The 21,441-nt window shown below is 51.1% G+C and carries 14 protein-coding genes; 8 read left to right on the forward strand and 6 right to left on the reverse strand.

Translation table 11 applies throughout. The features are described 5' to 3' along the window. Positions 1–104: 104 nt before the first annotated feature. The 6 genes from ribH (at position 105) to nagA (ending at position 6,662) form a co-directional block, all read left to right on the forward strand. Positions 105–632 (forward strand): 6,7-dimethyl-8-ribityllumazine synthase, encoded by a 528-nt coding sequence (ribH, locus tag F454_RS0101050; protein ID WP_018968767.1) that lies wholly within the window; start codon positions 105–107, stop codon positions 630–632. Next, a complete protein-coding gene (gene nusB / locus F454_RS15420; RefSeq protein WP_018968768.1) occupies positions 625–1,506 on the forward strand; it encodes a transcription antitermination factor NusB in 882 nt (293 codons plus the stop codon). Before ribH ends, nusB begins: the two co-directional genes overlap by 8 nt. Before the next feature lie 204 nt (positions 1,507–1,710). Then, positions 1,711–3,858, forward strand: a complete 2,148-nt coding sequence (locus F454_RS0101060) for an AMP-binding protein (protein ID WP_018968769.1) — start codon at positions 1,711–1,713, stop codon at positions 3,856–3,858. A 21-nt stretch (positions 3,859–3,879) separates the two neighbouring features. After that, positions 3,880–4,833 (forward strand): SAM-dependent methyltransferase, encoded by a 954-nt coding sequence (locus F454_RS0101065; RefSeq protein ID WP_156817060.1) that lies wholly within the window; start codon positions 3,880–3,882, stop codon positions 4,831–4,833. A gap of 91 nt (positions 4,834–4,924) precedes the next feature. After that, positions 4,925–5,500, forward strand: a complete 576-nt coding sequence (gene pgsA, locus F454_RS0101070; protein ID WP_018968771.1) for a CDP-diacylglycerol--glycerol-3-phosphate 3-phosphatidyltransferase — start codon at positions 4,925–4,927, stop codon at positions 5,498–5,500. A gap of 19 nt (positions 5,501–5,519) precedes the next feature. Next, the gene (nagA, locus tag F454_RS0101075; RefSeq protein ID WP_018968772.1) at positions 5,520–6,662 is read left to right on the forward strand and encodes an N-acetylglucosamine-6-phosphate deacetylase; all 1,143 of its coding nucleotides are present in this window, start codon (positions 5,520–5,522) and stop codon (positions 6,660–6,662) included. Positions 6,663–6,719: 57 nt separating this feature from the next. Here the strand turns inward: nagA and F454_RS0101080 are convergent, their stop codons facing one another. The 3 genes from F454_RS0101080 to F454_RS0101090 all read right to left on the reverse strand — a co-directional run bounded on the left by F454_RS0101080 (position 6,720) and on the right by F454_RS0101090 (position 13,045). Further along, positions 6,720–8,702, reverse strand: coding sequence for a DNA gyrase/topoisomerase IV subunit A (locus tag F454_RS0101080; protein ID WP_018968773.1), 1,983 nt, complete (start codon positions 8,700–8,702; stop codon positions 6,720–6,722). A 96-nt stretch (positions 8,703–8,798) separates the two neighbouring features. Next, complete coding sequence (locus tag F454_RS0101085; RefSeq protein WP_018968774.1) at positions 8,799–10,106, reverse strand: hypothetical protein; 1,308 nt, start codon at positions 10,104–10,106, stop codon at positions 8,799–8,801. A 521-nt stretch (positions 10,107–10,627) separates the two neighbouring features. Further along, a complete protein-coding gene (locus F454_RS0101090; RefSeq protein WP_018968775.1) occupies positions 10,628–13,045 on the reverse strand; it encodes an Amuc_1098 family type IV pilus outer membrane protein in 2,418 nt (805 codons plus the stop codon). Positions 13,046–13,546: 501 nt separating this feature from the next. Between F454_RS0101090 and F454_RS0101100 the strand changes: the two genes are divergently transcribed. After that, the gene (locus tag F454_RS0101100) at positions 13,547–14,623 is read left to right on the forward strand and encodes a type IV pilus twitching motility protein PilT (RefSeq protein ID WP_018968777.1); all 1,077 of its coding nucleotides are present in this window, start codon (positions 13,547–13,549) and stop codon (positions 14,621–14,623) included. Between the two features lie 24 nt (positions 14,624–14,647). Beyond that, the gene (locus F454_RS0101105; RefSeq protein ID WP_018968778.1) at positions 14,648–15,757 is read left to right on the forward strand and encodes a type IV pilus twitching motility protein PilT; all 1,110 of its coding nucleotides are present in this window, start codon (positions 14,648–14,650) and stop codon (positions 15,755–15,757) included. A 102-nt stretch (positions 15,758–15,859) separates the two neighbouring features. On the opposite strand, the gene F454_RS0101110 is transcribed toward F454_RS0101105, so the two are convergent. The 3 genes from F454_RS0101110 to F454_RS0101120 all read right to left on the reverse strand — a co-directional run bounded on the left by F454_RS0101110 (position 15,860) and on the right by F454_RS0101120 (position 21,362). Further along, the gene (locus F454_RS0101110) at positions 15,860–17,500 is read right to left on the reverse strand and encodes an arylsulfatase (protein WP_018968779.1); all 1,641 of its coding nucleotides are present in this window, start codon (positions 17,498–17,500) and stop codon (positions 15,860–15,862) included. Between the two features lie 336 nt (positions 17,501–17,836). After that, the gene (gene htpG, locus F454_RS0101115; RefSeq protein ID WP_018968780.1) at positions 17,837–19,678 is read right to left on the reverse strand and encodes a molecular chaperone HtpG; all 1,842 of its coding nucleotides are present in this window, start codon (positions 19,676–19,678) and stop codon (positions 17,837–17,839) included. A 208-nt stretch (positions 19,679–19,886) separates the two neighbouring features. Continuing rightward, complete coding sequence (locus F454_RS0101120) at positions 19,887–21,362, reverse strand: sulfatase family protein (RefSeq protein WP_018968781.1); 1,476 nt, start codon at positions 21,360–21,362, stop codon at positions 19,887–19,889. Between the last annotated feature and the right edge of the window lie 79 nt (positions 21,363–21,441).

The raw sequence follows: 21,441 nt of genomic DNA on the forward strand, positions 1-21,441 counted from the left end.
TCTCCATGCAAACTCATTTATCATCGATCCCTTGTGATAGTTCGGCTTGTTAAATCTTCCATCGCTGAATTGACAAAATATCCTCAAGATCACATACAGTAGTTATGTCCACGGCACTTCCACCACGTCCACAGAACACCTCAAGCTCCAAGGCCAACATCACGATTGTGGCATCGATCTATAACAATCAATTCACCGATGCATTGGTGGAAAATGCGAAGAATGAAATTGCCACTATAATCCCCGGCGCCAGCATCACCATCGCACGCGTTCCAGGAGCATTTGAGATCCCGGTCACGGCCGCCGCCGTTTTAGCAAGTGACAATAAACCTGATGCGCTAATCACCTTAGGGCTCATTATTCGTGGCAAGACACAGCATGGCGACCTAGTAGCCGAGTCTGTCACCAACAGCCTCCAACAACTAGCCTGTGAGTCAAAAATTCCAGTAATTCATGAAGTTCTTCTTGTAGATGACGACGAGCAAGCGTACGCACGCTGTATCGGCGATCAACTCAACCGTGGCCGCGAAGCAGCACGCTCCGCTTATGCGATGATTGAGTTGTTCACCCAACTTGGCTTTCACCAAGAGAAAAACAAGAAACCAATTCGATCTTATCCCAGCAATGCATAGTAGACGCGCCATCCGAGAGTCAGTCATCCAATTCCTTTATTGTTCAGATCTAGAAGGCGGCGCTGATGCCCCCGCCCTGTCTGATTCATTCTGGGATTTAAGTCTTGAGACTGAATCCAACAAAATCATCAAAGCGAGTGCCAAAGCGGCACTCCACCTCAATCAAGGCCGCCAAGCGCGTCACAGCAAATTCGTGAACCGCCTAGACGAGGCTAGCGCCTTTATCACTGCCGAGTCTGGCGCAGAAAAGGTGCAAACCACTCTCAAGCAATTACAAAAGTTGGAGAGCAAGTGGCAGTCTTTGATCGATCAAATCCAACGCAACTACGACCCAGGTGTCGAGACTCCAGTCCCACAACTTCTCGAGGGACTTGAGGAGCTATTCTCACTGAACAGTCAACTCAGCGAGGCACGTAAACGATTGGAACTCCAACTCCAAGACTTCCCTGCGCTCAGCAAAAGGCTCACCCCGATCGTCGCCACCATCAATGGATTACAACGCGTCAGCGACCGCATCCACATGGTGAAGAACCCAGACAAGTTCGCCACTCACCCAGACATCAAAAGCATTCAGGAAACCGCTGAAAGCATGCAGATGTTCCGCGATGAAGCAGATAGTATCGCTCGCGGGATCTTTAAGCAAAAGGCAAGTCTCGATGAAGCGTTAGAAACCGTGGTGGATAACTATAAGCCTGAACGAATTGATCCTGTGGATCGCGCCATCCTGCGCCTAGGTGCATACGAAATCATGCATGTAGAAGCAATTCCAGCGCCAGTCACGATCAATGAGTGCATCGAGATTTCACGTCGCTTTGGCTCAACCGAGTCACCACGCTTCATCAATGGCGTGCTCGATAAAATTGCTAAAGCCTAGCGAGTTTCAGCTTAGGCTGCCAAACTCTCACAATCCGAATCAGCCCGCCACGCGATCACGCTAGGCGGGCTTTTTTTGTTTCTAGCAGTATTCTAGCAACGATTCATTTAGGTGTATCACATATTTACTGGATTCCTGATTAAAGGCTGGATTATGCTGTGCTCACACTGCTAGAAACACCGCAGTCCCAGACCCTCTCCACCCATGAGTAAAGCGCCACAATTTCTCTACCAAGACAGACTATCCGCATCCTTCACCCTCCTCATCCCGAGTAGGATCAATGAAGCGGACCTTGCTCCCATTGAGAAACTAGCTGGTGCACGCAAAACACTCTGGCTCTGCGAGGAAAATGTGGTTCTCAGCCCTAGCGTGGAAGCCTTTCTCACAAAGCGTGAAGCCATTGCCTTCAGCAACCAGGACACGCAGCTTGAAGGTGTGGGGAAGAAACTCCGTGAAGATGCAGGCGAGCAAGGGCTCGTCATCTTCGTCACAGGAGAAACAATCGCCCACAGTGGCACCACAGTACACATCTCCGGTGAGACATTGGAAGCCCTTGCCAAGCTCAAACTACCCTTCCAGGGGCTTGGGGTACACCACCCTAAAGAGCTTAGCCTCAGCATTGAAAATGAGTCAAATCTCCCAAGTGCCATCATCGCCCTATCTGAGTCATTCAATGCTGATCAATGCAGCTCTGCGAAGATTCGCCAAGAACTAATCAACAGCTATGAAGAAGCATTCTCATCGCGCACATTCCTGAATGGCTCGCTCACCTATGCAGCATTAGCGGGACTGAAGAGGAACGCCAAGATAGAGATCATCGATGGCACCAACGACCAAATCAAAACATACGAAGTCATGCTTGGGGCGGCACTCGCTTTCTCAAAAGTCCTGAAGACCATGACTGAGAAAAAGCGAATCGGCATCATTTTACCACCTGGGCCAGGTGGGCTCATCGCCAATATCGCGGCACTCTTCGCTGGAAAGACTCCAGTGAATATTAACTTCACCGCCAGTAAGGGAGCGGTAGAGTCGGCTATCCGACAAGCTGACGTGGATAAGTTTATCACCGCAGACCCATTCGTTCGCAAACTCCCCGACTTCTCATGGCCGCCCAACCGCGACCTCATCCTCATCGAGCGCATTCTTCCCACGCTACGGAAGAGCATCACCCGTTGGGTGCTACTTTCTCGAGTCACACCCACCCCACTGTTTGCAAAGCTCGCTGGGGTAAAGAACGTCGGAGGTGACCAAGAGGCTGTATTACTCTTCACCTCAGGTTCATCAGGTGACCCCAAAGGCGTGCCACTCACCCATCGCAACATCCTTGGCAATGTTTGCCAGTTTGGCACCCGACTCAACCTTCCGGACAAGGCAAAAATCCTGGGATCACTTCCCCTCTTCCACAGCTTTGGACTGACTGCCACCTTGCTCTACCCAATCATCGAAGGCTTGGGTCTTGTGACGTTCCCAAGCCCACTGGACACCAAACGTATTGCAGAGCTTGTGGAGCAACATAAGATTGCAATGCTGCTCTCAACACCAACCTTCCTGCGCGGCTACATGCGTCGCATCGCTCCTGAGCAATTGCAGCCTCTGCAGCTCGTCGTCACCGGAGCCGAGAAGCTCCCTCAATCGTTGGCTCTCGCCTTCGAAAAGAAATTCAACATCCCACCCCAGGAAGGCTACGGACTCACCGAGACTGCTCCAGCTACCAATGTCAACCTGCCAGACCTGAGCAGCCAAGGCAGCAAGGCTCCAGTGATCAACTCCACACGCCTCGGCACCGTTGGTAATTTCCTTCCGGGGATCGCGGTGCGCATGACAGACCCGAGCACCAATGAGGAATTACCAATCAACAAGGCTGGTATTATCTGGATGCGCGGACCCAACGTCTTTTCTGGATATCTCAACAATCAAACTAAGAGCGATGAGGTATTCGATGGTAAATGGTTCAAGACCGGCGACGTTGGCTACATTTGTAACGATGGCTTCCTCACCATTGAGGGGCGGATCTCGCGATTCTCCAAGATCGGAGGAGAAATGGTTCCTCATGAAGCTGTCGAAGCAGCAGTCAATCAAGCTCTGGGGCTCGATGAAGAAACCGAACGTAAGGTCGCGATCGTAGGGCTTCCAGACGAGAAGAAAGGTGAATCCATTGCCCTACTCTCGATCATTGCTGGCGAAGCGCTTGAGCAGGAATGCCTCGACTTACGTTACCGCCTTCTTGATAAGGGAATCCCCTCCCTATGGTGCCCGAAACAAATCATCCCAGTGGATCAAATTCCGATTCTAGCATCGGGCAAACTGGACATCAAAGCCTGTGCCGATCTTGCCCTTGCGGCGGCGGACTAACCACACCATCGATTGACCGCCTTGAAACAACGCTTCGACGAGTTCATGCAGTTTGCACTCCATGATCCGGATCATGGATACTACGCTCGCAAGATCCGCACAGTAGGCCATCAAGGGGATTTCTCAACCACCGCCACCCTCAGCCCCACGCTAGGCAAGGCCATTGCCGCCCGTGCATCTGAGTGGCTCAAGCACAATCCAGGTTCCTTTCATTTAATCGAGATTGGAGCTGGTGATGGCTCGCTAGCTAAAGCCGTGATTGAGCACTGCCCACTCATTCAACGTCTCAAGCTACACTACCACATCGTCGAGACCTCGGAGCCGCTTACCACGCAGCAAGAGATTAAACTCAAACGCCACCGTGTGACTTGGCACAAACACCCAAGCGAAGCACTCAAAGCCTGCAACGGGCGCGCCATCATTTTCTCCAATGAACTCGTCGACGCCTTCCCGGTACGCATCTTCCAGCGCCATGGTCATTCCTTCGAAGAACTCCACTGGGACGGCAATTGTGAACTATTTGAATGCAGCACCTCACTCCCAGATTCATCAGCTCTCAACCTCAAGCACCCAGAAAAACACCGCGTGGAGATCCACCAAAGCTACCGTGAGTGGCTCGAACAATGGATCTCGGGCTGGCGTGAAGGTGAAATGATCACCATCGACTACGGAGATCGCTACCCAGAGCTTTACCACCGCAGACCCCATGGAACGATCCGCGCCTTCCGTCTCCACGAAAACCTCACAGGACCAGAGGTTTACCAAAATGTAGGACACCAAGACCTCACCGCCGATGTCAACTTTTCTGATCTCATCGATTGGGGGGATGCCATTGGGCTCGAAACCTGCTTATTCTGCACGCAACACGACTTCCTAAAACCCCATGCACGCGGCACCACTCAAGATCTATACTTGCTCCACCCAGATGGCCCCGGGAGCGCCTTCAAGGTGCTCATCCAGCAGCCCAGATTTTAATGACACCTTGTGTACCCCAAAGAAATAAAACGATGAACACCTACTCTCCGTCGCCACAAGGCAATCACTCAATCCACACCAGCACAACGCTTTGAACATCCCCAATTCCATCACAGTCTTTCGCCTCGTTTTGACCGCAATTTTTATTGGTGTCGTCTCGATTGAGGCATCATGGGCTCCCGTCGTCGCGCTCCTCACCTTTGTCATCGCTGCTATCTCTGATTGGGTTGATGGCTATCTCGCGCGCAAACTCAACCTTGTCACCTCACTTGGCAAACTACTCGACCCCCTAGCCGATAAGATCCTAGTTGCTGCTGGCTTCATCTACCTCTCCGTCCAAGGGCTTTGCCCGGTGTGGCTTACCTGCACTATCATTGGCCGAGAGTTCATGGTGACTGGACTACGCCAAATTGCCGTCGAGCAAGGCAAGGTCATTGCTGCGGATAAACTAGGAAAATGGAAAACCACCTTCCAGCTAACCTTTGTTATAGGATGCCTCACCCACCTCACCGTGGCAGAATGCCCATGCGATGCGATGAAGCCACTTATCGCGATTGCAGAGCCAAGCGGAATCTTCATCCAAACCTGCCTATGGCTTGCTGCTGGACTCACTATCGTCTCTGGCTACAACTACATCGCCAAGAACAGGGACTTGCTTCAGCAATAGCCGCCACCCAAGCTACCAGATGCACACGCTAATCAAGAATGCTCACATCGTGAGTCCTGACCTCGAAATTCTTGATGGCGCCATTTCTATTCACGATGGCACAATCACCTGTGTCTACCAGAATGGTGATGTACTCCCTGTGGCTGACCACGTCTATGATGCGGTGGGCATGTATGCTTTTCCTGGTTTTATCGACATCCACGCCCACGGTGCCAATGGGTACGACGTCTGCGACAACTCGCTCGTCTCCATTCGTGAAATCGCCAAAGCAAAACTAGCCGAAGGTGTCACCACCTGGCTCCCCACCACACTCACCCAAGCGCAATCATACCTTAAGTCAATTGCGGAAAAATGCTCTCATTACACTAAAAACCAATCATTTACAAAAACCCCAGGAATTCACCTAGAGGGCCCATTCATTAATGCCAGTAAAGCTGGCGCTCAGAATCCAGAATTTGTCCGCCAGCCAGATATTGAGGAACTGGCCGAGCTCCACGCGATCACTCCCGCACTCATGATCTCTCTCGCACCCTGCCAAGATGGCGCAAGTGATATCATTCGCAAAGCTAAGCAACTAGGCATCACCTCCTCCGCCGCCCATAGCGAGGCGAGCTACCAACAAATCCGTGATGCCAAGCATGCAGGCCTCACCCACCTTACCCACTTTGGCAATGCCATGACTGGCCTCCACCACCGCGAAATTGGCATGGTAGGTGCAGGCTTGATCGATGACGAGCTCAAGCTGGAACTCATCTGCGACGGCATCCACCTTGCACCCGAATTCCTCAAGCTCGTGTTCAAGCTCAAGCCGATCGAGCACATCCTCCTAATCACGGACTCGATGGCTGGCTCTATGATCGAGAATGGAGAATGCTCTCTAGGTGGGCTAGAAGTCATCGTGAATGACAACGTAGCCCGCTTGAAAGACAGTGGCGCACTAGCCGGCTCAACTCTAGTCTTCAACAATGGGCTCAAGCTGGCTGCTGAGATTTCAGAGCTTCCATTACACCAACTAGTGAAAGCAAGCTCTTGGAACCAAGCCAAATCCCTCGGGCTTGATGGGCTTGGTAAAATTGAAGTAGGCTTCACTGGCGACATCGCCATTTTAGACAGTGATTTCGCAGTTCGAGCCACCTTTGTTGACGGCGAACAACGCTTCTAAACCAAGTACCGAGTTGACTCCCGACAAACCCGACAAACCCGACAAACCCGCCATTACCTATGCCTCGCCTAGATCGAGCTCAGGATTCTTCGGTGCACGAACGATGCGATCCACTGCGTGCTTGGTGACAATATTCCCGCGAACAGCTCGACCTTTAATCGCAATATCTTCAAACTTGAAGGTCCTCGCTAGGTTGCGCAGGCGCAATTGAGCCTTGAGGTGCACTAGCACCTCATTATCAGAAGACACCTTTTCATCTTCGTGGATGGCGAAATACATAATGCGCGTCCCCTTGGTCTCCGTACACAGCGGGTACTCCTTATCACGAGTCACCCCTCCAATGCGGAAACGTTTCGCCCGAAGCGGGCCCTCCCGCCCCTCACGGTAGATGATCGAGTAGATCTTGTCTTCATCTTTACGGAACACAGCAATATGCTGAGGCCGCTTCCCTACAAAAAGCTTCTCAGCCACTTTCATCACTTTCATCGTGCCGTCATTTGCGATCACAATGATATCGTCGAGCTCGGAGCACTTCTCAAGCGCTTCCTCCTTTTTCAACCCATAACCAGCAAAACCGTTCTTACGATCAACGAAGAGCGTCTCGTTAGCCACCACCACTTGAGTGCGGTCCACTTTCTCAAAGCTCGAAATCTCAGTCATTCGCTCACGACCTTTGCCGTACTTCTTCTGTAGATTTTTGTAGTAGCTAATCGTGTAGCGGGTTAGGTTGCGCAAGTGGCGCTCGACCTCCTCAATCGCTTCCTCCAGAGCGCGCAGCGCCTCATCGGCCTTCGCTGAATCAAAGCGAGTCATGCGTAAGAATGGCAATTTTGAGAGTTTGGTAATATCCTCTTCCACCACCTCGCGCTGAAGCAAGTTCTTGAATGGCTCGAGCCCTTGATCAATCACCTGAATCACCTCCTCCATGCTGCTACAGTCCTTCATCTTCAGGTAGATCTCATTTTCGATGAAGATCTTCTCTAGCGAACTGAAGTGCCATTTATCATTGAGCTCTCCAAGACGAATCTCAAGCTCCTGCTGCAGCAGATCCTTTGTGTGCTCAGCGCTGAAACGCAAGATGTCATTCACCCCCATGAATTGCGGTTTACCATCAATGATCACACATGAATTGGGAGAAATGCTAACTTCACAGTCAGTGAAAGCGTAGAGCGCATCGCGCACCACTTCCGGCTCAGAACCTGCAGGAAGCAAGACCAATATCTCGGCATGCGCGGCAGTATTGTCCACCACTTTGGAAATCTTGATCTTCCCCTTTTCATTGGCTGCTACGATGTTATCCATCAACCCGCCCGTCGTCGTACCATAAGGCACCTCTGTAATGCGCAATAACTTTTTACTATCCACCTCAATGCGCGCACGCACGCGCACTTTACCACCGCGCAAGCCATCGCGATAATCACTGGCGTCCATAATACCGCCGGTGAGGAAGTCAGGCAGTATATCCACCTCTTGCTTGCGCAATACAGCAATGCTAGCCTCGATGAGTTCATTGAAATTGTGCGGGAGAATCTTACAGGCCAAGCCAACAGCAATTCCCTCTACCCCTTGAGCAAGCAGCAACGGAAACTTCACAGGGAGGCAGACAGGCTCTTGATTGCGCCCATCGTAACTAGGCGTCCACTTGGTGGTTTTTGGGTTGAAGGTGATATCCTTTGCGAACGGCGTGAGTCGCGCTTCAATATATCGAGGAGCCGCAGCGCGATCACCAGTTAACACATTGCCCCAGTTACCCTGAGTATCGATTAGCAAATCCTTCTGACCAAGCCCAACCATTGCATCCCCTATCGAGGCGTCGCCATGCGGGTGGTACTTCATCGTGTTCCCCACCACATTCGCCACCTTATTGTAGCGGCCGTCATCTAGCTCATTGAGCGAGTGCAGGATGCGGCGCTGCACGGGTTTGAGGCCATCTTCCACATATGGCACAGCACGCTCAAGAATCACGTAACTCGCATAATCTAGGAAATAGTCGGCATACATGCCTCGGAGGCTTACCTCTTGCAATTCTTCTTCGCTCATAAACAACTAGTTAATCTATCTTAATTTCAACAATCCACCGTTCAGGTCAAGGCGATTCAGCCTCAAGGCTGCAGCACACAATGACATCTCATGGCCTCAATTCGAAATCAGTTCATCAAAGGCGCGCTCCATATCTTCTTGGCTTTGCGGCGCATCCATCACACGCTCAGCCTCCTCAGCCTCGTCTGATTCAACCTCAGGGGTAACATAGCCACTTAGGCGATTCTGCTCACTAATTAAATAATGCTCGAGATCATCGCGAACCTCCCCCTTCTCTGTCCAAACCTTGACTGTTTGCCAGAGATGCTCACCACTTTTTTTAGTAAAAGCCGAAGCGATAAAATGTTCTTCAACCTCTCGCATGTAGCGAGTTGGGATCCCAAGCTCGAGTTCACCACTTAGGCCTTGCTGCCCCACCTGCAATGCGCCGCGAACTTGTAAACCTTCGACTGTGGAAAGGCGAATATCAGAGAGTGATTGCACCGGCCCAACGCGCGAGAACTGCATCGAAGGTGGCTCGATAAATAGAGGGCGCCGGTAGGAATTCTTGCGTAACAAGCTCGCCAGCGTATCAAGGCAATCAAAGGCCGCCAGCTCGACCCGGTGCGCCTTAAGCTCGAGGTCTAAATCGATGCGGCGAGCCAAGGGGATACGCTTCCCCGCAGCATCTTCTCTTGCGGATAAAAGCGTGAAGGACCCCTCCGCTTGGTGAATACTCACCTTCACCCATGCTTCAAGACGCTCATCGAATAAGTCACTACTCGGTAAATCTTGAGCATGTGTGGCCCAGCTATTCAGGTCACCTGCTTCGTCGAACAATGCTCCCTCAATAGAAATCTCACTACGTGATCCATCCTTCCGAACCAAGGCGCTGAGGTGTTCGACCCCGTCCTGCTTTTCGATCATGAATTGTTCCAGCGCGTACCCAGGCAGCACCGCCCCGATCAAGCTGCCACCATTGCAGAAGAAGCGCGTGCTGTATCCAGCCCATCGCCAATACGCCATTGCATCGTCTACCAGCATAAAGCCGTCGAGAAACAAATCCATCCCATCGCTACTCAAGGACTCGGCCTCAAATTCAGATTCATAGCCTGGACTTGATTGCCCGAAAAACTGCGCCTTGGAGATCTGGGAGTTTAGCTTCAACTTACCTCTGCGCGACTTAACCTGTATGCCGCTCCACCCAGTAAAAAAATCGAGCGGACTTTGATTGAACACCAAACCCTCAACGCTCAATGACTCAGCAAGCATCCCCTGACTTGACCAGTCGAAAGCCACACTCTGAGCAGCCCCCTGAATCGGGCTCATGCTAAGATATTTAATTTCAGTAAGGGCGCCGGAACGGGCTGCCAGCTCAGTATTCACCTCATTGCGAAAGGTGTTGCCATTGTGTAGACCAATCATGAAAGTGCCCGCAATTGCAGTAAACAGAGGAACGATAATACATAGAAAAAGAATCACATGTGCAGGAATTTTCGGCAATCTGCGTGATTTGCGCACCCTAGTAGAATGCCGAGCGGATCGCGATGAATCCTGTCGACCCTCGCTAGGTCGACTCGAGCGCCTGCGACGCTTGGGTGGATGATCTATGCGTGCCGACACCGGAGAGACGGAGTGAGACCCAGCCGCATTCGGGTCAGCGGTCTGGGATGAAGAAGAACGGCGACGTCTCTTACGCTTACTCCCCCCCTCATTATTCTCCCCCGACGACGATGTCGCTTTAGAGGATGCAATGGAGCGCCCACTAACTCCCCGCTTGCTTTCATTGACTCGAAAGCGCTGGGGGTCGAGACCTCCTGAATTGGGCACTCGACGTTTCTTACGGTGCCTACGGCGTTCTGGAGGCACACTATCAGGTGCAGACTCGCTTGGCTCCGCTTGATCTAGTGACTCGGGATCCAACATACGGGAGGCAACAAAGTGGATTAAAAGTCAGTGGAAACCTGCTCATTCCAGTTCTTCCCAGTAGGGTCTTTGAGCTCTACATGCACAAAGAAAAGTAAGGCTCGATCAGTCTTTCGAACACCTTCGCTCTTGAAGAATCGCCCAAGCAATGGGATGTCACCAAGAATCGGAACACTATCATGCACCGACTCCACATCGCTCTGATTCAAACCACCAATCACAAAGCTGTAGCCATCGCGCACCGTGACTGCTGTGTTGATTCGGAAGGGACGGAAGATAGGCATCAAAATAGAATTGTTATTGATGACACCAGTGGATAGTTCACCAGTTTGATCATTAGTGGCTGATGTTGAAATTGGTGAACCATAATCGACAAACCCATCAAAATCGGTAGTGGAAGCCACCAACTGCACGTCAACATAGTTCTTATCTTCTGAAATCACACATTCAGCCTCCATTTCCACACCGATGAAGCGAGTTTCAAACGCTGTAGGGTGAGATGGTGAAACGGGGATCACGCCACCAGCAAGAGAGTCGACCTGTGTTGGAAGCTCTGGTGGTTCGTACTCAGTTGGGTACAGCATTTCACGGCCACTGAATATCGATGCCTTTTCGCCAGAACGCATGATCACGCTAGGCCGATCCATGCTATCGGTGTTCTTTTTCTGACTGAGACCACGCATGATCACAGCAACATCTTCGGTACGCAAAGTGAGAATACCAGGCGCGCGACTTGTGCTATTCACCAACGAATCCGTCCCAGAATAACTAGTAGCCCCTGCAGCCACAAGATCGTCAACTGATGTATCAAACATCGTATCACCACTGCGCAACCCTGATGTGACTGGATTGAACCCATCAAAACTAGCATCCCCAGGAGGTGCGACAGCAAAACCATTGCCCTGCGTCCCACCACCAGCAACCACGGTGCCAGAACCTTGATTATTATTAACCAACCAATCAAATCCAAGCTCCTCAAGATCATCACGGTTCACATCCATGATTGTCACCTTCAAGACAACTTGTGCCTGTTCTTGGTCACTAAAGGTTCGGACATACTCTTCGATCAGCCCTAGATTTGACTGGGTGTTTGCAACCATCAGCGTGTTGGTGCGCTTGATGTACCTAGCTGATGCCCCATCGGGAAACTGCACTCCCACCTGCTGGAGTAGATCTTGCGCGCTGGCCGCACCAGCTGAGTTGCTCGCACCGTCGCTAAATGGATCATCCACCGCAGCATTCACTGCAGCCACAGCATCTTTCATGAACAACGGCGGCACTTTGTATGAACGTGTAAAAATTGTAGAGTCAGCCTCACCGATCGGCGTCACACGCACCACATGCTGATCGTTATACCAACGCGTGCTAGTTGCTTTGGAAATAAAATCTAAAACGTCGATCAAGGGCACATTGCGCAAGTTAAGGGTCACACGTTTGTTGCGAATTTCTTGCGATGCTGGGTTTGATGAATCACCTAGGTTCAACACAAAATTCATCCCACGATTTGCCGGATCCAGTGCTGTGGTGTCATACTCGCGCGACCAGACACGCACCATATCATAGGCTTCTTCAAGGGTCGCATCGTAAAGATCGACCACTGGCACCACGGTCTGGCGGAGCTGGTTTGCATAGACCTCTTGAACTCGATCCACTTGCGCCTGCTTGGCTGATCCACCTGCGAATGCCTTGGGTGTGACAGGGATTTCCCAGGATCCATCGACCTCCGCTAACATCTCAGCACGAGTGTGATCTTTTGCACTATTGAAGTACTCGCTTTTTAACGAAACTACTTTTTCCATGCCGCGCCGCGCCGCTGAGTTGTGGCGATCAATCAATAACACTTCCTCATAGCTAACCAAGGCATCATCAAAACGCCCCAAATCGGTGTAGCCTTGTGCCTTGTATAGTAAGCGACGCACTTCATCTGTAGCTTGTGTGTGCTCGTATGTGAGTGCTGGATTGGTACGAATAGGGTCGTCGATCTCCGCAAGCAATTGCTTACCGGGACCGTATGATGGCATCACACCAGGCGCTATTATCGCAGCCACTTGTTCACGCGCAGCATCATAAGAGCCCACGCGCACTAGAACTTTGGCTTGCTCTACTGCAGCTTGCGCATAGCGCAATGCGACAGCGTCTTTCACCTGTTGAGGCTGCGTGCTCTGACTCACAAGTGCATGAGCCTCTCGATAATCCTTCACCGCTTTGTCGTAGGCAGCTGCCTGGTATGCAGCATCACCAGTAGCTAATAGCTCGGTAGCCAACACAGAAACTTCATTCACACCAGCCATCTGAACGCTCGCACCAATCGCACTGCGATCTCCCGCTATCAATGAAGACGAGCTGGCGCAGACTGCCATACCTACCAAGAGCTGTTGCGCGAACTTCGCACTCGCTCTCGACACGGGCGATGGGTGGTTGAGTTTGATTCTGTGCATAGGATTGAAAGTGCTTATATACATAAGTTAACCATTCCGTAAGCTCAAAAATGAGAAAGTTTCAGGTTTCTTACATAATTAATACCATACCACCTATGCCCCAGCCCCACAGGATCCGGTCAACAAATCTCAAGACAACTATCAGATAGATTGGTCGAATGTGCATATCTAACACGACATGATAGGTGCTCAGCTACCCGAATCGCCACGCACCTAACCACTTCACTCCTCACCGAGGTCGAGACCAAATTCTAACTGTTCGTAGTGTTTTACTGCTGGCGTCCTATGGATCACAGTGGCAACCTGCTGAAACAATTCGTGACACAGTGACTGACCAACTTTAATTAATTTGTTCATATGAACACATGTAAATCATTTAATCGCCATTGGTCAAGATCTGATTGTTGCATTGAAATCGATTTTGCGTATATTCCGCCTCACTTAAGCTGCTAGACATCCTGTATTTAACTTGCCTATTGGCCACAAACTAAAGAAAACCTAATGTCTCAAATTCCTACATACGATCACGTAGACACCTACCTCAAGGTAGGTATAGAGTACGATTGTTCCGACATTCATCTGGCCACAAACAGCCCGCCCAACTGGCGTCGCTTTGGCAACTTGCAACCCATCTGGGAAGGTGCTGAAGTACTTAGTGCAGACGACACCCACAAGTTAGTGCACTCCTTTCTCGGTGAAGATCAATTAGCGATCCTCCACGACCGTGGTGACGTTGACTTTGCCTACCAGAATGCAGATGGCCGCTACCGAGCCTCAGTGGTGCGGCAGCGCCTAGGCTACGACATTGTATTCCGTATCATCAGCACCGAAATCCGCACAATCGATGACCTCAAGCTCCCCAAAGAACACATTGTCCCCCTCACCCGTTACCACAATGGTCTCATTCTAGTGACAGGGTCAGTCGGCTCAGGCAAATCCACCACACTTGCCGCACTAGTTGACTTTATCAACAAAGACCGCAACGACCACATCCTCACCCTAGAGGATCCCATCGAATACACCTTTGATTCAAAAGGCTGCCATGTCACCCAGCGCGAGGTCCACACACACACCGAGTCATTTCCACGTGCATTGCGCGGCGCCCTACGTGAAGACCCAGACGTAATCGTCGTCGGTGAGATGCGCAACCTCGAGACCATCCAACTGGCACTCACCGCCGCTGAAACAGGTCACTTAGTGATCGCCACCTTGCACACTGGGAATGGACCACGTACCCTCGACCGAATCCTCGATGTATTCCCCACCGACCAGCGTGATCAAATCCGCATCATGGTATCCGAATCTTTGCGCGGCATCATCTCACAGCAGCTCATTCCTCGTGCCGATGGCGCGGGCCGAGAGCTTGCGCTCGAACTACTCGTCAACACCGCACCAGTAGCCGCAACGATCCGCGACGGCAAGACCTTCATGCTACCAGGCATCATGCAAACCGGCAAAAATGTCGGCATGATCACCATGGATGAGTCAATCAAGAACCTCTTCCAGAAAGGCCTCATCACCAAGGAAGAAGCATACTTCCGTGCCGAAGACAAAAAGTTCATCGAATCTTTCTTTTAAACCCAAGCTTCAAGACCATCCACTATGGCAATCATCGATAAATATTTCCAAATCCTCGTCGAGTCTGGAGGCTCAGACCTCCACCTCGCTCAAGGAGAAGTTCCTAAAATCCGCGTCCACGGCGGCGTCAGTGAAATTGAAGGTGAGTCACCGCTCAGCGGCGACGAACTGAAGACCATGCTCAGCGAGATTTGCGACGACAAAGCATTCGCAAACTACCTCAAGGAAGGTGACCTCGACTTCGCCTACGAGATGGACGAGAAGTCTCGCTTCCGCTGCAACTACCTTCAGCAACGTCACGGGCTCGGCGCGGTATTCCGCCTCATCCCCACCGAAATTGCTAGCCTCGAAGACCTCGGCATCCCCGAAGTGGTCAAGAACTTCGCCGACATTCGTTCTGGCCTCATCCTTGTCACCGGACCCACCGGTTCAGGTAAATCCACCACCCTCGCCGCGCTACTTGATTATATCAATCGCACGCAGCGCAAGCACATCATCACCGTGGAAGAACCTATCGAGTTTGTGCACTCCAATAAAAAGTGCATCTTCACCCAGCGCGAAGTCCCGCACCACTGCCCCACATTCTCTGATGGGCTCCGCGCCTCACTCCGTGAAGATGCGGAGATCGTACTTGTTGGCGAAATGCGTGACCTCGAAACCATATCTCTCGCCCTCACTGCGGCCGAGACTGGCATGCTTGTTTTCGGCACGCTCCACACCAACAACGCCCGTAAGACTGTCGATCGTATTATCGACGTATTCCCCTCCGAGCAGCAATCACAGGTTCGTACCATGCTTGCAGCCTCTCTCCGTGGCGTACTCGCCCAGTTACTCATGAAGAAAGCCGATGGCAAAGGCAGGGTTGCCGTCAATGAAATCATGTTCGCCAACACCGCAGTGTCCTCCATCATCCGCGAAGGAAAAACCCAAAAGCTTACTGATGTCATCACCCAAGGTAAGGCTGACGGCATGCAGTTCATGGACGAGGCAATCTGGGACAAACTCCGCGAAGGACTGGTCACACCCGAAGAAGCCTACATGAAAGCTATCGATAAAACGCGCTTTAAAAACTTTCTCCCACCAGAGAGCCAATCGCTCGCCATCGCCTCAGGCGAAAACCCAAACGAGCACTAAACACACACGATTCATAAACTAAGCCTGGGTCACACTATGAGACCCGGGCTTTTTTTGTGTCAGCTTCAAATGCTGAATTTTAAGACAATCCGCCACCTTAGCTCAATGCTTCAAGGTCTTTTTAGGTGCCTTTCCTTTCGATGGATGCGTTTTGGGATAGACCATCGCACGCTTCGCCCAGCTATCCCATTTGGCGCTGAGTGTCTTTAACTTTTCAGGATACTTGGTTGCTAGGTTGTTGGTTTCGGTACGATCTTGGGCAATATTGTAGAGTTCCCAACGTTGATACTGAACCCCACTTGGCGGAGAGACGCTCTTCCCAACAATTTTCCAATCCCCCTCTCGCGCTGAGGCATTGTTCTCATGCTCAATGAAGATTGGTTGTTGGCGCTGCAGTGCTTCGCCCTGGAACGCAGGCCTGAGTGAGACACCTTCAAGCTCTGGGATAGCATTTCCGTGATAGCTCTGCGGATAGTCAGCCCCAGCAACATCAAGGATGGTGGGGACGACATCAATCAGCTGCGCTGGAGATTCAAACCAATCATGCTGTGCTTGAATACCCGCCGGCCAGTGAATGAAAAATGGTGTGGAAGTCCCCCCTTCGTGGGTGTGGTGCTTGTAGAACCTGAAAGGTGTGTTGCTGGCATTGGCCCAAGCTTCACCGTAACTATTTCCTAGCTGAAGGTTCCTTTTCTCGACATCATAGAATTCCCCTTGCCCGAGCATCCCACCCTCTTGGCACCCACCATTATCCGATAAAAAGAGAATCATCGTATTTTCCGACAGTGCTAGGTCCTTGAGCGAGTTCACCAGCTTGCCAATATTCTGATCCACACGATCGACCATCGCTGCATAGACCGCCATCTTAAGGTCCATTTCATCCTGTTTCTTTGCATCAAGGGAATCCCAGTCAGGAATATTGGCTGTCTTTGGCGAAAGCTTGATGTGCGGCGCAATGAGACCTAGTTCCTTCTGTCGTTGGAAGCGCTGCTCGCGCAATTTGTCCCAGCCGATTGTGTATTTACCACGGTACTTGGCTATATCGTCCTCAAATGCCTGCAATGGCCAATGAGGTGCAGTGTATGCCAGATAGAGAAAAAAAGGTCGCTCGCCACCCTCTTTTTGGTGTTCATCAATGAATTGGATAGCAAAGTCAGTGAAAGCATCAGTGGTGTAAAAGGCTTCATCCGTCGTACTCTCGAGCGGCATGACGGGGTCATTCCCAAAGACCATATCACGTGGCGCTACAGGGTGGAAAAAACGCGTTGCTCCAGAGACACATCCGTAGAATTTATCAAACCCACGCTGCATCGGCCAACGGCTTCTATCGTTGTATCCTAGATGCCACTTCCCTGTCATGAAGGTGGCGTAGCCTGAATCCTTCAGAGCCTCAGCAATGGTCACACATTGTCGATTTAAAAAACCACGGTAACCAGCCACTCCGTTGTCATGCGCAGGATGGTTTGGCGGGTTGGTCATGTGGCCGACACCTGTTTGGTGAGGGTGGAGCCCGGTGATCAATGTGGCTCGTGTTGGGCAGCAGCGACCACTATTATGAAATTGGGAGAACCGCACACCACCATGTGCTAGAGCATCAAGATACGGTGTATCGATCTCCCCTCCATGGTAGCCCAGATCAGAGAACCCCATATCGTCCACCATGATCACAATGACATTAGGTCTCTCCGCTGCGTGCAGACAAATGGGAAGGACGAGCAAGAATGAGATGAGGAATGCTTTCATGAGTTCGGTTGAGGCTTGGGATTATCTGGACGAGTTGCTTGGAGAATGAAACATCCCATTCATACGAAACGGGCATCCCTCCGTTGCCTGTGCCGCAGCATCGTATTCAACACCTCACACGCAGCTATCTAGAGGACGTTTAAATAACTATCTCTTGAGCGGCCTTGTTTCAAAATGATGCGATAAACAGCACGATCATTCACCCCAATCACCCTGTGATAGGCCATCTCATCAATTTATGCCACCCACGCTTCTCAAACCATGACACCTTGACAAAAAAAACCTAGGGTCCAACGAAGAACCCTAGGTTTTAAAATTACGAACGCATTCTACACGCTACTTCGCCACGCGGGCGAGGAGGTCGTTGAGACGAGAAACCATTTCTTGTGGGTTCTCGAGAAGACCTGCTGCGAGGAGTGCGTTGTCGGTGAGTTGCTCGGTGACAATAGCTGCTAGTTCTTCATCACGTTGTTGCAGGCCTGCAAGATTCTTAATCACCTCAGAACGAGGATTAATTTCAAGGGTGACCTTCGGCGTAGGAGCATCTTGACCCATCGCCTTCATCATCGCCATCATCTGTGCGTTTGGCGCATCCTTCGGTGCGAGTGCTGCGATTGGGCTATCCACGAGGCGCTTGCCTGCTTCTACCTTCTCAACACGCTCACCAAGGGTTTCGCTCATGAACTTGGAAAGCGACTCAACAGCATCGCTATCGAGAGCTTCACCTTCTGCATCGACATCGTCGAGCTCAAGGTCCGCACGGTCAGCTGGCACGAGCTTCTTGCCATTGTATTCAGGCAAGGAATCGAGCACGTATTGGTCGACCTGGTCGGTGAAGAGCGCCACTTCAAGACCACGCGCTTTGAACGCTTCGAGGTATGGGCCTTTTTCAAGGATGTCGCGTGATGCACCAGTGAGGAAGTAAATCTCTTCTTGTCCGTCTTTGGCACGATCGATGTACTCAGCAAAGCTTGTTTGGGAACCAGCATCGGTCATGGTAGACTCAAAACGCAGTAACTTCGCCAGTGGCTCTTGGTGCTCAAAGCTCGTCGCGACCCCCTCTTTGAGGAAGCGGCTGAACTTGCTGTAGAACTCAGCATACTTCTCTGGCTCGTTCTTCGCTTGAGTATCGAGGAACTTGAGAAATCGCTTGGTAATGAGCTTGTTGAGCTTCTGAATGAGCGCGCTATCCTGCATCGTTTCGCGCGAAATATTGAGTGGAAGGTCAGCGGAATCGATCACCCCGCGGAGGAAGCGCAACCACTCAGGGAGAAGCTTCTGCGGCTTCGAGTCGATGAGCACCTTGCGGCAGTAGAGTGATACTCCAGCTTCCATCTGGCCCATGCCGAATTGTTCTTGGTTTTCGTTAGGAACGAAAAGAAGCGCGTTGATCGCAAGTGGTGCGTCGGCGCTGAAGTGCATGGTGAACTTTGGTTCGTCCCATGCGTGCGCAACAAACTTGTAGAACTCATTGTATTCTTCATCGCTGACTTCGCTCTTGGACTTGAGCCAAAGGGCGTCGACCTTGTTCACACGTTCGCCATTAAGCTCGATCGGGAAGGTCACAAAGTTAGAATACTTCTCAAGGATTTCCTTCACACGGTCCGCCTTGGCAAATTCTTCTTGGCCTTCCTTGAGCTTGATCACCATCTTGCAGCCACGAGTTTGCTCGTCAGCTTCTTCGATGGTGTAGCCAGTGGCACCGTCTGAAGTCCACTTGAGGTTCTCAGCGGATGGGTCCCAAGAATGGGTGTAGACTTCTACCTCATCGGCAGCCATGAAGGCTGAGTAGAACCCAACCCCGAACTGACCGATCACGTCGGCATTGCTGTCGCCTTTTTCTTTGAGGTTTTCGAGAAATGCTTTGGTGCCAGAATGCGCGATAGTTCCGAGATTCTCAGTGAGCTCATCGCGGTTCATGCCGATGCCTGCATCAGCGATGGTGAGCGTGTTGTTCTCCTCGTCTGTGGTGATCGATATCTTGAGTTCTGCATCACCTTGGTAGACGGAGTTTTCAGTCAACTGCTTTAAGCGCACCTTCTCGAGTGCATCCGATGCGTTGGAAACCAACTCACGAATGAAAATCTCGCGATCGGTGTAAAGCGAGTGAATCACAATATCCAAGAGCTGTTTTACCTCAGCTTGGAAGCCATGTTGTTGTTTTTCTGCTGTTGCCATATGTTGTTATTTGAGAGGCGCAATGTAACGACTTCCCTCCAGACTGCAAGCCAGATTCAATGCCTCTTTTACAATCACAAGTTTCTATTCAAACCAGCCTAGCAGCTGGGAGGTTCCCCCCCCGGGAAGCGACAATGCTAATCAGCAACACACGTGCTGATTGCTGGTGATTTAGAGCTACGAAAAGTGGCCGTGCGGTTATGCCGCATTACTTTACTGAACGGTACCACGCCAGCAGATTACCCATAAGGTCTTCGGCCACATCAGAATGGGAATCACTCAGGTTCTTAGATTCAGCAGGATCAGCTGAGAGATCATAAAGTTGCACATGACTGCCATCGTAATCACACAACAACTTCCACTTGCCTTGCCGCACGGCTAGGTCGGGAAGCTGTTCCTTGAAGCCAGGTAATGGCATCTTTTTAAACCCTACAGGCCGAGCAAAGAAGATGGGTTCCTTTCTGGAATTCACACTATTACCTAATAGTGTGCCCAAAACATCCTCCCCATCATAGCTTACACCCGCCGGTTTAGACGCGCGCCCCAGGCGCACTAGTGACGGCACAAGATCGATCGCTGAAAAGACAGACTCAGCATTACGCTTCCCAGCCTCCTTCTGGTTTATTAACCCCGGGCCCCAGACTATCAACGGGGATCGAACCCCTGCCTCATACAGCTGCCACTTGTAGCCACGAAGCACGCCAGCTCGTCCAGCATTGGGCTCTGGGCCGTTGTCCGAACAAATCAAAATGAGCGTATTATCACGCAGAGCCTTATCATTTTTAATTGTTGCAAACAATTTACCAAGCTGAGCATCCATACCTTGCAGCACCCCTAGATACTTGGCGCGCTTGCTACCATCTCCCCAATGTTCGACCAGTGGCCAGAATGGAGAATGCACATCGTCAGGCCAGACGTTTATGTAGAATGGTTTGTTCTCTTGCTGGGCTTTCTTCATAAACTCGATCGAGGCGTCAACGAAACCGCCCGTAATTTCAGATCGTTGCATCCACGTGACTGGCCCACCTAGCTTTTCGGCATCCTGCCAGATTTTACCGATCTGACCATTCGGGTTTTTCGTGAGTGGAAGTAACTTAGGCCCCATTCCTTCAAAATTGGTCAAAGCTTCATCGAAGCCGTACTCGGTGATGGCAGGGGCATCCGTCACATCACGTTGTCCCCCCATATGCCACTTTCCGAAATGACCCGTGGCGTAACCAGCCTGCTGGAGACTACGCGCCAGCATCGGTGCTTTAGGGTCTAGCCAATTTGCCATACCCCGAGCCTGATTACTGCCACGGTAGGCTAAGAACGAGCTTATCCGCCAACGATCAGGGTAGTTTCCAGTAGAGATGGCAACTCGCGAAGGTGAACAAACTGGCGAGTTCACATAAAATTGTTCAAATGAAATCCCCTCTGCAGCAATGCTGTCGACACACGGAGTATCAACATCCTTGTTTCCATAACACGAAAAGTCCGCCCAGCCCATATCATCAACAAAAACGAGTACAATGTTAGGTCTATCCACTGGCGAGGGTACCACCTCGGAGTCTGCCAGTGCAGGTGATTGCGCGAATGCCAACGCAACAAGCATCCTCCCCTGTTTCTTAATCGCCTTCAGAGACCCACCGAGAAGACTTTTGGGGCGATACTGATTGTGTTTCATTGTTTTGTTATTTCTCATGTTGTTCAAGTTGGAAGGCCCCCAAGGCATCTAATTTATAACACCTAGGTTTCGAGTTATTTTTGCTCACAAACTAATG

Source organism: Rubritalea marina DSM 17716, assembly GCF_000378105.1.
Classification (GTDB): domain Bacteria; phylum Verrucomicrobiota; class Verrucomicrobiia; order Verrucomicrobiales; family Akkermansiaceae; genus Rubritalea; species Rubritalea marina.